The 13,451-nt window shown below is 72.8% G+C and carries 9 protein-coding genes; 3 read left to right on the forward strand and 6 right to left on the reverse strand.

Annotated elements, in window-relative coordinates:
• Positions 1-49: 49 nt before the first annotated feature.
• The gene (locus ACIGG8_RS05225) at positions 50-1,000 is read right to left on the reverse strand and encodes a ketopantoate reductase family protein (RefSeq protein ID WP_396545910.1); all 951 of its coding nucleotides are present in this window, start codon (positions 998-1,000) and stop codon (positions 50-52) included.
• 293 nt (positions 1,001-1,293) lie between these two features.
• Between ACIGG8_RS05225 and ACIGG8_RS05230 the strand changes: the two genes are divergently transcribed.
• From ACIGG8_RS05230 to ACIGG8_RS05240, 3 genes are all read left to right on the forward strand, one after another.
• Positions 1,294-2,127 (forward strand): PIG-L family deacetylase, encoded by an 834-nt coding sequence (locus tag ACIGG8_RS05230; protein WP_396545911.1) that lies wholly within the window; start codon positions 1,294-1,296, stop codon positions 2,125-2,127.
• 227 nt (positions 2,128-2,354) lie between these two features.
• Entirely contained in the window at positions 2,355-3,950 is a 1,596-nt protein-coding gene (locus tag ACIGG8_RS05235) for a restriction endonuclease fold toxin-2 domain-containing protein (protein WP_396545912.1), read from the forward strand.
• Between the two features lie 49 nt (positions 3,951-3,999).
• A complete protein-coding gene (locus tag ACIGG8_RS05240) occupies positions 4,000-4,374 on the forward strand; it encodes a hypothetical protein (RefSeq protein WP_350522810.1) in 375 nt (124 codons plus the stop codon).
• A 62-nt stretch (positions 4,375-4,436) separates the two neighbouring features.
• Here ACIGG8_RS05240 and ACIGG8_RS05245 read toward each other — a convergent pair whose 3' ends face one another.
• The 5 genes from ACIGG8_RS05245 to ACIGG8_RS05265 form a co-directional block, all read right to left on the reverse strand.
• Positions 4,437-5,984 carry a long-chain fatty acid--CoA ligase gene (locus ACIGG8_RS05245; protein WP_396545913.1) on the reverse strand — a complete coding sequence of 516 codons (1,548 nt, stop codon included), beginning with the start codon at positions 5,982-5,984 and terminating at the stop codon, positions 4,437-4,439.
• A gap of 259 nt (positions 5,985-6,243) precedes the next feature.
• Positions 6,244-7,908: a phospholipase D-like domain-containing protein gene (locus ACIGG8_RS05250; RefSeq protein ID WP_396545914.1), complete on the reverse strand. Its 1,665-nt coding sequence runs from the start codon at positions 7,906-7,908 to the stop codon at positions 6,244-6,246.
• Between the two features lie 252 nt (positions 7,909-8,160).
• Entirely contained in the window at positions 8,161-10,911 is a 2,751-nt protein-coding gene (locus ACIGG8_RS05255) for an alkaline phosphatase family protein (protein WP_396545915.1), read from the reverse strand.
• A 93-nt stretch (positions 10,912-11,004) separates the two neighbouring features.
• Positions 11,005-12,354, reverse strand: a complete 1,350-nt coding sequence (locus ACIGG8_RS05260; RefSeq protein ID WP_396545916.1) for an ABC transporter permease — start codon at positions 12,352-12,354, stop codon at positions 11,005-11,007.
• Positions 12,355-12,371: 17 nt separating this feature from the next.
• Positions 12,372-13,316, reverse strand: a complete 945-nt coding sequence (locus ACIGG8_RS05265) for an ABC transporter ATP-binding protein (protein WP_396545917.1) — start codon at positions 13,314-13,316, stop codon at positions 12,372-12,374.
• Between the last annotated feature and the right edge of the window lie 135 nt (positions 13,317-13,451).

Raw genomic sequence — 13,451 nt, forward strand, 5'->3', positions numbered from 1 at the left:
GGCACCGGCAGCCGGCCGCGACAGCTCCCGCCGCGGCCGGCCCGTGCCCTCAGGAGCGCGTCGCGGCCCCCGCCGTCAGCTCCGCCACCAGCCGGGCGGCGAGCGGCACGGGGACACCCTGCCGGTCCGCGGCGCGCAGCAGCGCACCGCCGATCGCGTCCAGCTCCAGCGCGCGGCCCGCCTCCGCGTCCCGCTGCATCGAGGACTTCGCCTCCGCCGGGAAGGCGTCGTACAGCGCCAGGGTGCGGTCCGGATCGACGACGGCGCCGCAGAACCGGCCGACGGCGGCGGCCTCGGCGACCAGGGCCGTCAGCTCGGCCCGGTACTCGGTACGGACCCGGCCGATCGGCAGCCCGTGGCGGGTGGTGAGCAGCGCGAACGGCGCCAGGAAGGCGAGCTTGCCCCAGAGCACGGTCGGCTCGTCCTCGATCACCCGGGTGCGGACGCCGCCGGCCCGGAGCATCCCGGCGAGGTCCGCGAGCCGCTCGGGCGGGCCGGCCAGGTCGATCTCGGTGAACGGACTGCCGTGCTCTACGGCGCCGGGGGCGACCCTGGTCGACTCGACCCGCACCACGCCGGGGACGACCCGTTCCTCGCCGAACCGCCGACGCAGCTCGGCCGCGTGCTCGACCCCGTTGAGCAGCGGCACGACCACGCCGTCGGCGACCGCCTCGGGGGCGATCCGCTGCACCGCCGCGGTCAGGGCGGTCTGCTTGACCGTCACCAGGCAGAGGTCGACGGGTTCGTGGAGTTCGGTGCGCGCCTCGACCCGTGCGGTGAACTCCCCGAACTGGGGGCTGCGGACGTGGATGCCGTCCCGGCGCAGGACGCGTGCGGTCGGCTCACCCGCCAGGCAGATCACGCGGTGGCCGGCGCGGGACAGCACGGCGGCCAGCAGGCCGCCGACTCCCCCGGGGCCGAGCACCGCCACCGTCCGGCGGGGGACGGCGTCGGTCTGCTCGGCGGGGGTGGTGCAATTCTTCTCGGACGGAACGGACACGGTGGTTTCCTCTCGGCACGTCATGGGTCGGCACCGCGCGCCCCCGCCGTGCGTCCGGATCTCGTCCGGATCGCTTTCGGATCGCGTCCGGATCGCCGCGGGGTCGAGCCGGTTGCCGCCAGGCCCTGCAGTGATGATCGAATCCGCCCGGCCCCCCGGTCAATCCTCGGGATTCATGGGAACACCCCAAGCGTTCCCTTGGGTTGTCACCGGTGGCACCGATAATGCGGGCGGCTGCCTGCCGCTGTACCGCAGACTCGAACCGAGCACTTCCAGACCCGAGGATGGTTTTCATGATTGACCGGCCGTTGACGCTGATGGCGGTGCACGCCCACCCCGACGACGAGGCCAGCGGGACGGGGGGTGTCCTCGCGCGGTACGCGGCGGAGGGCGTCCGCACCGTCCTCGTCACGTGTACCGACGGCGGTTGCGGTGACGGGCCCGGGGGTGTCAAGCCCGGCGACCCGGGGCACGACCCGGCGGCCGTCGCCGCGATGCGCCGTGAGGAACTGGAGGCGAGCTGCGAGGTCCTGAAGGTCAGCCACCTGGAGCTGCTGGACTTCGCCGACTCCGGGATGATGGGCTGGCCGACCAATGACGCGCCCGGCTCCTTCTGGCAGACCCCGGTCGAGGAGGGCGCCGCCCGGCTCGCCGAACTGATGCGCCGGTACCAGCCCGACGTGGTCGTCACCTACGACGAGAACGGGTTCTACGGGCACCCGGACCACATCCAGGCGCACCGCATCACGATGGCGGCGCTGGAACTCACCGACATGACACCCAAGGTCTACTGGACGACCGCACCGCACTCGATGGTGCGGCGGTTCGGGGAGGTCATGCGCGAGTTCGGGGCGGACTTCGAGGAGCCGGAGCAGTCCGAGGCCGGCGAGATGCCGGAGATCGGCCTCCCCGACGAGGAGATCACCACCTGGGTGGACACCACCGAGTTCGCCGACCAGAAGTTCGACGCCCTGGCCGCGCACGCCAGCCAGGGCGAGAACATCTTCTTCCTGCGGATGGGCAAGGAGCGCTTCAACGACCTGTGGGGCGTGGAGACCTTCGTCCGGGTCCGTGACACCACGGGCGCGGACGTGCCCGAGAACGACCTGTTCGCCGGACTGCGCTGACCGCTGCCGCAGCCCCGCCGCTCCGGTGCGGCGCGCCGCCCGGCTCGCCCGGCCCTCGGGTCGGCCGAGCCGGGCGGCGCGCCCGTTTCCGCCTCCGCCTCCGCTCCCGATTCCTCCTGCTTCCGCCTCCGCCCGCTTCAGTGTTCTTCTCCGCCTCCGCGCCGGGGGCAGCCACTGTCGGCATTGCTTGCTACCGTGAATGTCAGGAAATATCGGGGGAGAACGCCATGACGGACTTTCACGTCAAACCGGCCGACATGCTGCTGTCGTCCGCCGGGTTCACCGATCTGCAGAACTCCGCGGCTCAGATCTACCGGAGCCTGGTGTTCGCCATGGACGCCACGGCGGGCATGGCGGGCGACGACGAGGCCGGCAGCTCGTTCGCCGCCGCCTACGATCCGGCCGCGCAGAAGCTCGTCGACGCGATGGCCCAGGTGGTCGGCCAGCTCGGCCAGACCTCCAACGGCCTGTACACGATGGCGATCAACTACCTCAGGACCGACGCCGACATCGCGGCCTCGATGATGGCCCCGCAGAAGCTCCCCGCGTCGAGCGCCCCGGAGTGCGACGAGGAGGTCGCCAAGGCCAAGCTCCGCTCCGCGGCCGGGCACAACGACAGCGGCGCCGTCCACGACCTCCTCAAGAAGTTCTGGCCGCAGGGCGATCCGGGCAGGCTCCGGCAGGCCGCGAGCGACTGGAAGGGCTTCGCGGAACTCGTCTCCAGGCTCGGCGCCGAGGGCGACAAGCGGGTCCTGCGCGTCACCGCCTCCAGCACCTCCGGCGCCGTCACCTCCTTCGCGCAGAACTGGGCGAAGGTGCACGACGGCTGCGCCACCGAGGGCCCGCTGCTGAACAGCCTCACCAACGCCGCGTTCAAGCTCGGCCAGGCCTGCGAGGCGTACGCCAAGCAGGTCGAGGACCTGCGCGACACGCTCGAGGACCTCGCGATCACCGCCGGCATCGTCGCCGGGGCGGGCATCCTGCTGACCGTCGTCACCCTCGGCGGGTCCGACGTGGCGGCCGCCGGCGGCGAGGCCGCGATCGCCGCCGAGGCCGGCGCCGCGGCGGTGGCCATGACCGCGGCGGTCGAGGGCAGCGCGGAAGTCGCGGTCCTGGCCGAGGCGGCGGCCGTGGTCGACGCGGCGGCGGCGAGCCTGATCCCCGTCGGCGCCGGGCTGACCGCCGTGGCGACCACCGCCGTCGTCCTGGCCGGGGCGACCGACGCCGCGGCGGCCCCCGCACCCAAGCCGCCGCCGTTCACCGTCACCCCCGGGATGCCGCCGCTTCCCCGCGATCCGAACAGCCCCTTCCCGGCGCTGTCGCCGCAGGACCAGGCCGCCGTCCGGGCCTGGATGACGCAGATGGAGCAGGACGGCCGGACCTTCCCGGCGCTGGGCCCCTCCGCCAAGGGCGACCCCAAGATCGACGCGCGACGGGCCTATCAGGTCCGGGTCGCCGGATCGACCGAGTACCGGCTGTACACCTCGGTGACCGACCCGGAGACCGGCCGCGAGCTGGGCATGGACGCCGACGGCGTCCGCCCCGAGGACGGCGCCGCGATCGACGCCAAGTACATCGGCCAGCAGAAGAGCTGCAAGTCCCCGTTCCGGCTGAACAACGCCGACGGCGTCTTCGAGTTCGCGTACGAGAACACGATGGACGGCGAGGCGAAGAAGCTGGACAAGTACGCCTCGGCGCTGAACGACCCCCGCAACAAGGTCAACCACCTGGAGCTCATCACCAACGACGCCAAGGCCAGCTCCTACTTCCAGGCCCTGATGACCGCCAAGGGCGTCACCGGGAACGTCCGCGTCGTACCGTGACAGTCGACACGAGACCGATCCGCACCACCGAGAGAAGCGAGAACACCCCGTGGGAGCCACCTTCTACGTCAGCGCCGACCAGGAACAGACCGGGCCGTGGACCTTCACCGGCGAGCAGCTGAAGGAGTGCGTCCGCCGCCACTGGCCGGACGCCACGGTGAGCGGCGCCTTCGAGAACTTCCTGGAGATCCACGCCGAGGTCGAGCCCGGCCGCTGGGCGGAGCTGGCGTACAACCTGCGGCACGGCGCCTTCTCCTTCGAGGACCGGGAGCCGCACTCCGCGCCGCTCACCGTCATCTACACGGCACTGCACGAACTGGCGCCCGCGGTACCGGTGGTGTGGTGGATCGACTACGACGCGGAGCTGGCGCCCCTCGACCTGGCCGGCGGCCGGGAGGCGTTCATCGACAGCTTCCCCGCGTAGGCGCCACGCCCGACCGCACGTGCCCGTCGGCCTTCCTGACCGGTCGCCTGCCGGCCGGCTCCTCAGGAGAGTTCGCGCTTGAGGATCTTGCCGGTGGCGGTCATCGGCAGGCTGTCGACGATCTCCACGATGCGCGGGTACTTGTGGCCGGCCATCTGTTCCCGGCCCCAGGCGACCAGTTCGTCCGGGGTGGCCGCGGCACCGGGCCCGAGGATGACGAAGGCCTTGACCTCCTCACCGTGGCTCTCGTGCGGCACGCCGACGACCGCGGCCAGGCTGATCGCGGGGTGCGTCATCAGCACCTCCTCGACCTCGCGGGGGTACACGTTGAAGCCACCCCGGATGATCATGTCCTTGGCCCGGTCGACGATGTAGTAGAAGCCGTCCTCGTCCCTGCGGGCCAGGTCGCCGGTGCGGAACCAACCGTCCCTGATCGCCTCGGCGGTGGCCTCGGGCCGGTTGAAGTAGCCCTTCATCACGCCGTGGCCCTTGACCACGATCTCGCCGACGGCACCGGCCTTGGTGACCTCCGCCCAGTCCGCGTCGATCAGTTTGATCTCGACGCCCCAGATCGGCACGCCGATGGAGCCGGGGCGCGGCCCGCGCGCGGGGTCGGAGAAGGTCACCACCGGTGAGGTCTCGGAGAGGCCGTAGCCCTCCAGGATCCGGACGTGGAGCCGCTCCTCGATCCGGCCGAGGAGTTCCACCGGCAGCGCGGCACCGCCGGAGACACCGATCCGCAGGTTGCGGGCGATCCGGTCCACGTCGACGGTGTCGGTGAGGGCTCCCAGCAGGGCCCACCACATGGTCGGGACGCCGGCGAAGAAGGTGATCTCCTCGGTGTCCATCAGCCGCACGACCTCCTCCGCGTCGAAGCGCGGCACGAGGTGGAGGGTCGCGGCCGTCGAGAAGCCGGTGTGCATCTGGACGGTGGAGCCGAAGGTGTGGAACAGCGGCAGGCACAGCACGTGGCTGTCCGTGGCGGGTGTGCTCCGGAACGTCCGGTTGCAGGCCAGGACGTTCATCACCGTGTTGACGTGGGAGAGTTCGGCGCCCTTGGGCTGGCCCGTGGTGCCCGAGGTGTAGAGGATGACGGCGGTGTCGGTCGCCTCGGTGGCCACCGGGTCGAAGACCGGGGAGGTGCCCGCGAGGGCCGCGCCCAGCGTCTGCGCGCCCTCGATCGGCGACAGCGCGGCCGGATCGGCGGTGATCACGAAGAAGTCCTCGCAGCTCTTCACCTCCTCGAAGGCCTTCCGGCCCTCCTCGCCGATGGCCAGGCCCGGCGTCCCCTCGAAGCAGAAGTACGCCTTCACCTCGGCGTCGCGCAGGTGGTAGGCCACCTCGCGCGCCTTCAGCAGGATGTTGAGCGGGACGACGACCCCGCCGGCCTTGAGGATGCCGTAGTAGACGATCGGGAACTGCGGCAGGTTGGGACAGCTCAGCGCCACCCGGTCGCCGGGCCGGATCCCCCGCTCCACCAGCAGGTTGGCGACCCGGTTCGCGGCGGCGTCGACCTCGGCGTAGGTGAGCCTGGTCGAGCCGAGGACCAGCGCGTCGCGGTCCGGGTGGTTACGGGCGGAATCCTCCAACAGGACCGACAGGTTCAGCATGGCACCTTCCGAGGGTGTGGATCCGGGCCGGGCCGCGGGCGACGGCACGCGTCATCATGGCCCCCGGAACGGATCACCGCCAGTACCCCGACGGCCGCGGGAACGACCCGGCCCGGTGCCGCCGGACGGGGAGTCCGGGCGGCACCGGGCCGGGTGGCACCGTGGCGCCGTGGCGCTGTCGCGCGTGGTGCGCCGGGCCGCGTGGAGCGGCCCCCGGGGGGACGGCCCCGGGTGGAGCGGCCCCGGTGCGGACGCGCCGTCAGCCCTGGCAGATGCCGCGGGTGTAGTCGACGGTCGCGGCGGCCTGCGAGTACTGCCACTGCGGCGCCAGCAGGCGCTGGTCGAGCTGCGCGGCGGCGGCGCGGTCCTCGACGACGTAGCCGAAGTCCTGCAGCCAGGCCGGGTAGAGGTTCTTCGAGCCGATGAAGAAGGCGGATCCGTCGACCGAGACCAGCTTGTGGTGCAGCGCGTACGGGTGGCCGTCGGCCCAGGCCGAGCCGGGGGCGGCGCGGAACGGGGCCAGCTGGAGGTTGCTGCACATCGCCGACTTGGCCTTGGCCGGGTCGCCGAGCCGGGCGGTGAGGCGGGCGGCGAGGGTGTCGCTGATCTCGTTCAGGGACTTGATCTGCGAGTAGCCGCCGCTGCCGACCACGCCCCGGTTGGCCGGGTCGCTGACGACGATGCGGACCTTCACGCCGTCAGCCATCTTCGCCGCGAGCAGGTCGAAGAGCCGGGCGTCGTAGCGGGGCAGCGGCGGGCAGGTGCCGGTGACGTCCTGCTGGGAGATGTCGATGCGGCTGCCGGCGCTGGCGATCAGCGCGCGCAGGGCGGGCTCCTCCGGGTTGACCGTCTCGTAGTCGCGGTCGGCGTTGGTGCGGTCGCTCAGGCCGATCGGGCCGCACTTGACGCCGTCGACGCCGGGCACCACGTCCGGACGGAAGGCGGAGGCGGAGTCCTTGTCGCGGATCCCGACGCCCAGGCCGCCGACGGCGAGCGCCGACAGGCCGCCGGTGGCGGGCACCCGGCCGGCCGGCGGGTTGACCCGCTTCTCCAGGTCGGGGGTGCAGGAGGCGCCGTTGGTGGAGGCGAACCAGGCGGCCGAGAACACCCCGGTGTTGCGGCAGGTCCAGTCCCACAGCGTGTCCAGGTAGGCGCCGGCGGAGGCGGCGGCCGGGCCGTTCAGTGCGAGGTCGACGTCGGTGACCGGGTGGGCGGTGTCGAGGTAGTCGCCCTTCCAGTTGTTGATCCCGCCGGTGATGACGCTCTGCCCGTCGACGACCAGCAGCTTGGAGTGGTTCCAGGAGAACGCGGTCTTGGCGGTGGTCATCGCGGCGACCTCGATGGTGACCCGGCCGGCGGCGTCACCGAGCCTGGCCACCAGGTCGTCCCGGTACTTCGAGGGGAGCGCGGTGATGTTGTACAGCGGCGCGGCCCCGGCGAGCACCCGCACGTGCGGCGCGTTCCCGGCGGCCACCGAGGCCTTGAGGCCGGCCGCGATGGCGTCCTGGAAGGCGCCGTCCGGGAACGGCGCGAGGGTCGAGATGTCGACGGTCCGGGTGGCGCGCGAGATGTTCTCGCGCATCTTGTCGAGCAGCTGGCGGGTTCCGGTGCGCTCGGTGCAGGAGGGGTCGCCCCAGCAGCCCGGGGTCTGCAGCAGCCAGCCGCCCGGGTCGCCGGCGGGCGCGTCGAGCCGGTTGCCCTCGGTCCGCTGCCACACCGTCCCTTCCAGGCCGGGGGACACCTGGCGCAGCGTCCGTTCCACCGCGTCCAGGTGCGGGGTGGCGGCGGGCGGCGCGGTCGGGGCCGGGACGGGGGCCGGGTCGGCGAACGCCGGGGCGGCGGGGAGCGCGCAGACGGCGGCGACGAGGGCCAGCGCCGAACCGGCGAGACGGCGGCCGGAACGGCGGGACTGGTGATCGAGCACGTACGGGTCCTTCATGAGGGGCCGGGAATGTTCACCCGGTCGACATCCTTGAATTACCCAAGGGTAACCTGAGTCGGTGTCAGGATCCTGCCAAAGCTGGCCCGGCGCGCTCGCGGCGGGCGGCCGCACATGCGGGAACGACCGTGCCCCGGGCCGGAGTTGACCGGCCCGGGGCATGATCGAAATTCCCCGGCGGGAGGGGTCCGGACCGGCCGAGGAGGTCCGGGGTCCGGATCAGCCGAGGGGACGGGATCAGCCGTCGCTCTCCGCGGACGGCAGGTACGCGCCCGGCACGTCGTTCGGCGCGTGGATCCCGCTCTCCCCCGGGTACGGGGTGGTCCAGTTGTGCGTCTGGTACCAGACCAGGTGCTCCATCTGCGCCGGGTTCGCGTGGTCCGGCACGGCGTTCGCGCCCGTCAGCCGCTGCTGCGACTTCCAGGCCTCCCACTGGGCGGCGACGGCCTGCTCGGCCGCCGGCGGCGCGGTCGTGGCCGGCCCCGCCGCCGCGCGGACGTCCTGCGCCGCGGGGACGTCGACGCCGCACGAGGGCGGCGTCTTCAGGCCGTCCGTCAGCGAGGTCCGGTTGGGCACCGCGGTGAACGGCGTGTAGTCCGGCTCGGTGGTGAAGGCCGTGGCCATCGGGCTGGCCGCGCTGTCCTTCTGGTTCATCGGGCGGATCCCGAGGATCTGCTCGATGGTGCGGACCATGGTGATCTGCGAGTAGTAGCGGCTGTCGACGGCGCCGTGCTGCGCCCAGGGGCTGATGATCTGGATCGGCGCGCGGTGGCCGTCCACGTGATCGAGGCCGGCCTGGGAGTCGTCCTCGACGACGAAGACCGCCGAGTCCTTCCAGTACTCGCTGTGCGAGATCTCGTCCACGATCCGGCCCGTCGCCAGGTCGTTGTCGGCGACCTGCGCGGCCGGGCCCGCCGGCCCCCCGGTGTGGTCGCTGGAGAGCCACAGCATGTTGAGGTCGGCCGGGCCGTTCTGCTCGAAGTCCTGCTTCCAGATCTGGTAGCGGTAGAGGTCCGGCACGGCGGTGTCGAACTTGGGGAAGCCGGGCACCGACACGCTGTTGAGCGACGGGATCGGCGAGGAGGACTCCAGCGGGTAGGCGCTGCCCGCGCCGGTCGCGTCCATCGTCCTGGCGTCGCAGTACAGGTTCTGCCAGCTCGCGCCGTCGGGCTTGGTCAGGAACTGGTGGAACTCCCCGAAGTCGCGCACCGTCCGGCCGGCCGCCTGAGCGCCCGTCCACAGGAAGCCCGTCCGCTGGTGGCCCAGGGCGTCGTCCTCGGTGTCGTAGCTGCGTTCGTACTCGCCCGCCGACGACTCGGTGTACTCCGGGTTGTCGGCCTGCATCAGCCAGTTGTGGCCCTCGGCCGAGTTGGTGCCGATGTCGTAGGTGTTGTCGTAGAGCCCGAACTGCTCGGCCAGCGCGTGCTGGTTGGGCGTCACGTTCGCGCCGAACTGGGCCAGCGTCGGGTCACCGTTGCCCTTCGCGACGTCGCCGAAGACCTGGTCGTAGGTCCGGTTCTCCTTGACGATCAGGAAGACGTGCTTGATCGGCGACGGGTCGCCGATCCGGTTCGGCACCGGCACCGGCTTCGCCCGGTGTCCGTTCGCCGTCTTGACCGCGCCGTTGGTCCAGCCGTTCTGCCGGAACACCTGGGCGGTCCGGGAGCGGATCTCCCGGTCGCTCGGCAGGGTGAACTGCGTCAGGCTGGAGGTGGTGTCGTGGGTCTTGTGCGCGCCCGTGCTGTTCGGCCGCCGCGCGTCGATACCACGGGTGTTGGAGACGACCACCTTCGACCCGATGGTGGTGACCTCCGCCGGGAAGTAGTCCGTGGGCAGCAGGCCGACGTAGCTCACCGGCTCCTGCGCACCGGCGAAGCGGTAGACCGCCACCGCGTCGGCCCGGCCCAGGGTGACCAGCAGGCGGCCGTCGTCGGTGAGCGTCACGACGGTGGGCTCGTAGCCGACCGACGCCTCCGGCCACGGCCTGGTGGAGATCGTCTGGACGACCTTGTCGTGCCGGGTGTCGATCACCGACACCGCGTCGCTGCCGGTGTCGGTGACGAACAGGACGCCGTTCTTGGCGTAGAGCGCCGTCGGGTGCAGGCCGACGGCCACGGTCGCGACGGCGGCGGCCGGGTCGGCGAGGTCGATCACACCGACCGTGCCGGTGGTCGTGGCGCCGGTCTCCGGATCGGCGGGCACCTGGGTGCCGTACGAGTTGAGCGTGTCGTCGTCGGCCGTGGCCGGGCGCCCGCCCTCGTTGCCGACGTACAGCTTGTGGCCGACCAGCGCGATGCCGCGCGGGGCGTTGCCCACCGTCCAGCTGTGCCCGATCACGCCGGTCGCCGCGTCGATCGCGACCACCCGGTTCTGCCCGTTGACCGCCGCGTAGACCGTCGAGCCGTCGGCGGAGAACACCGCCCCCGACGCCAGCGCGTGCTTGTCGCCGTCCGCCGGTATCGGCACCGCCACCGGGGCAGCCAGGGACCCGTCGGCGTTGACGGTGAACCTGGTGTAGCCGTCGAGCCGGCCCAGCCACAGCTGCTTGCCGTCCGGCGAGTACACCGGGGACTCCTGGCCCACCGCACCGCTGGGGATGTGCAGTTCGTCCACCTTGGCGCTGCCGACGCGCTGCTGCACCATCCCGGTCCTGAGGTCCACCACGACCAGCGCCGCGTCCCCGTCGGCGACCGAGGCGGCCAGGTGGGCGCCGTCCGGGCTGACCGCGGACCCCATCAGCTTGCCGTTGTCGATGACCTGCCGGCTCCCGTACGGGGCGATGTACTGGTCGCTGGAGATCACCTGACCGTCGGCGGTGACCTGGCCGACCTGGTCCGTACCGAACTGCTGGGTGGTCGCGAAAGCCGTGCCCGTGGCCACGGCGACGGCCGTGATGCACGCCGTGGCGAGCGTGGCACGGCGGCCCACGCGGCGGCCGAGAAGGACGAAGTGCTCCTTCTGGGGACGTCGACGTCGCGTTACCTGCATGGCGTCAGCCCTTCGTTGGGTTCGTCGAGCTCATCGGGTCGGTCTGGTTCTGCGGGGTGCATCCGGTTTCGCCGGTTCTTCGCCGTTGTCACGTCAGTCGGGGGTCGTTGCCGAGGGGAGCAGCTCGATCCGGCCGTCGAACTGCCAGAGCGGGTTCGGCGCGTCGCCGCCCGGGGTGTGCACCAGGAAGTAGCCGTTCACGTCCTTCGGTCCGTCGCCGTCGGCCACCACGCGCCCGTCCGCCGCGACGTCGAGCTGGTAGACCGCCGTCCCCGGCGCGTCGGTGCCGGGCAGGTGCCAGGTGACGACGCAGCGCCAGTCGTTGCCCGGCCCCTCCGGGTCGACCTGCCCGTCACCCCGCTCGCACGCCGCCGAGACCCGCAGCTGGGCCTCCGTGACGGCGGGGCGGTGCAGTTGGTCGGTCTGCAGCCGGTACAGGTGCGCGAACACCGTGGCCACCGAGTGCTGGACCTTCGCCTGCGAGATCCCGGACCCCGTCGAGGGCGTCGCCAGGGCGAGCGCGCCGAAGGCCAGCGCCAGCAGCCCGGCCGGCGGCAGCACCCCGTAGCCGAGCGCGCGGCGCCCCCCGCCGTCCTCGTGGCCGGTGGTGAAGTCCCGCCGCACGAACACCCGGTGGGCCAGCGCGGTCGCCACCGCGGCCCACAGCAGGCTGACCGCGACGGCGACCAGCAGCTCGTCGAGCCGCGCCGGGGCGGCGAACAGCCCGTCCCAGGAGACGAAGGCGTAGCCGGGCAGGGCGAGGCGCAGCGCCACCGGCAGCGGCAGCATCTGCGCGAGCTGCATCGCGACGGCCGCCAGTGCGGGGACGAGCAGCCCCATCGGCGACCGCCCCAGGAGGACGGAGCCGAGCAGCCCGATCGCGGCCAGTGCCAGCGTGGGCGCCAGCGCGCAGCCCCACGCCAGCAGCACGCGCCCGGCGGCGTCCGACGGCGCCAGCAGGTGCCCGTCGACGCCGACCAGCGGATCGTTGCCGACCGCGGCCAGCCCGCCCGCCGTGCTCGATGCCGCCAGTCCGGCGACCAGCAGCACGATCACGGTGACGCTCGCCGTCGCCTTCGCCGCGAAGATCCGCCCCGGCGAGCGGACCGTCATCAGCAGGTGCCGCCACGTCCCGAGCCGGTCCTCGACCGCGAAGACGTCGCCCGCGACCACCGAGGTCAGCAGCGGCAGCGCCCACGTCCCCGCGAACCCCAGCACCACCAGCGGACCGGCCCAGCCGGTGGCGTGCATCCAGCGGCCGAACAGCGTGTCGGAGGGCAGCGTCCCCTGCTGGGCCACCGCGGCCACGAACAGCCCCGGAGCCGTCCAACAGGCCAGCACCAGCAGCCGGATCCGCCACTGCGAGACCAGCTTGACCAGCTCGAAGCGGTACACCCGGCCCACCGGCACCCGGCCCGCGGCAGGCGTACGGGCGGTGCTCACGCGCGCGACGGACGTCCTCACGGTTTGGCCTCCGGGTGCTCGGTCAGGGCGAGGTACGCGGCCTCCAGCGGCGGGACCACGGGCACGACCTCGCGCACCCGCACCTCCGCCCGCACCAGCGCGGCCACCAAGTCCTCGACGGCCCGGCCCGACGCGCGGACCACCAGGGCCTCGGCGCCGCGCCACACCCCGGCCGCCGGCAGCACCCGCACGCCCGCGACGCCGATCGCGACCCGCCGGGCGGTAGGTGGATCGGAGGTGAGCAGCCGGTGGTCCGCCGCGCGGCCGCCGGCCGCCAGGGCGTCCAGCGGGCCGGAGTAGCGGACCCGCCCGGTCGCGAGGATCGTGACCTCGTGGCAGAGCGTCTCCAGGTCGTCCATGCGGTGGCTGGACAGCACGACGGTCACGCCCTCGCCCGCGAGCCGCCGCAGCACGCGGTGCACGTGGTGCTTGCCCGCCGGGTCAAGGCCGTTGGACGGCTCGTCGAGCACCAGCAGCCGCGGCTCCGTCAGTAGCGCCGCCGCCAGCCCGAGCCGCTGCCGCATGCCCAGCGAGAACCCCCGCACCCGGTCGTCGGCGACGTCGGTCAGCCCGACCTCGGCCAGCACCTCGTCGATCCGCCCGGCCGCCGTGCCCTGCCCGCGCAGCGCCGCCAGCGCGGCCAGGTTCCGGCGGGCGGTCAGCGACGGGTACAGCCCGGGGCCGTCCACGAATCCGGCCACCCCGTACGGCGCCGCCGACGCCCGGCCGACCGGTCTGCCCAGCACCTGCAGCTCGCCGCCGTCGGCGACGGCCAGTCCGAGCAGCAGCCCCAGCAGCGTCGTCTTCCCGGCGCCGTTCGGCCCGGCCAGCCCGTGGATCCGCCCGGGCGCCAGCTCCAGAGCGACCTCGTCGAGCGCCACGACATCGCCGAAACACTTCGTCAAACCACGTGCGCGTACGGCCGGTTGCGTCTCGTCCATGGCTCCTTCTCGCAGTTCCCCAGGGACCGTAGGGCCTTGACGGGGCGCCGTCAGGAGCGTGTGCTTGAACACCGGGGGAACACCAGAAGGCAGCGCTCGCCCGGGGCGCGGGCCACCCGTACCTGCCGCGCCGGC

Origin of the sequence: Kitasatospora sp. NPDC085464, assembly GCF_044541955.1 — a bacterium.
Taxonomy (GTDB): Bacteria; Actinomycetota; Actinomycetes; order Streptomycetales; family Streptomycetaceae; genus Kitasatospora.

Coding starts and splice junctions, on each gene's coding strand:
- ACIGG8_RS05230 (WP_396545911.1), top strand. CDS start 1,294: ATGATTGACCGGCCGTTGACGCTGATGGCGGTGCACGCCCACCCCGAC.
- ACIGG8_RS05235 (WP_396545912.1), top strand. CDS start 2,355: ATGACGGACTTTCACGTCAAACCGGCCGACATGCTGCTGTCGTCCGCC.
- ACIGG8_RS05245 (WP_396545913.1), bottom strand. CDS start 5,984: ATGCTGAACCTGTCGGTCCTGTTGGAGGATTCCGCCCGTAACCACCCG.
- ACIGG8_RS05255 (WP_396545915.1), bottom strand. CDS start 10,911: ATGCAGGTAACGCGACGTCGACGTCCCCAGAAGGAGCACTTCGTCCTT.
- ACIGG8_RS05265 (WP_396545917.1), bottom strand. CDS start 13,316: ATGGACGAGACGCAACCGGCCGTACGCGCACGTGGTTTGACGAAGTGT.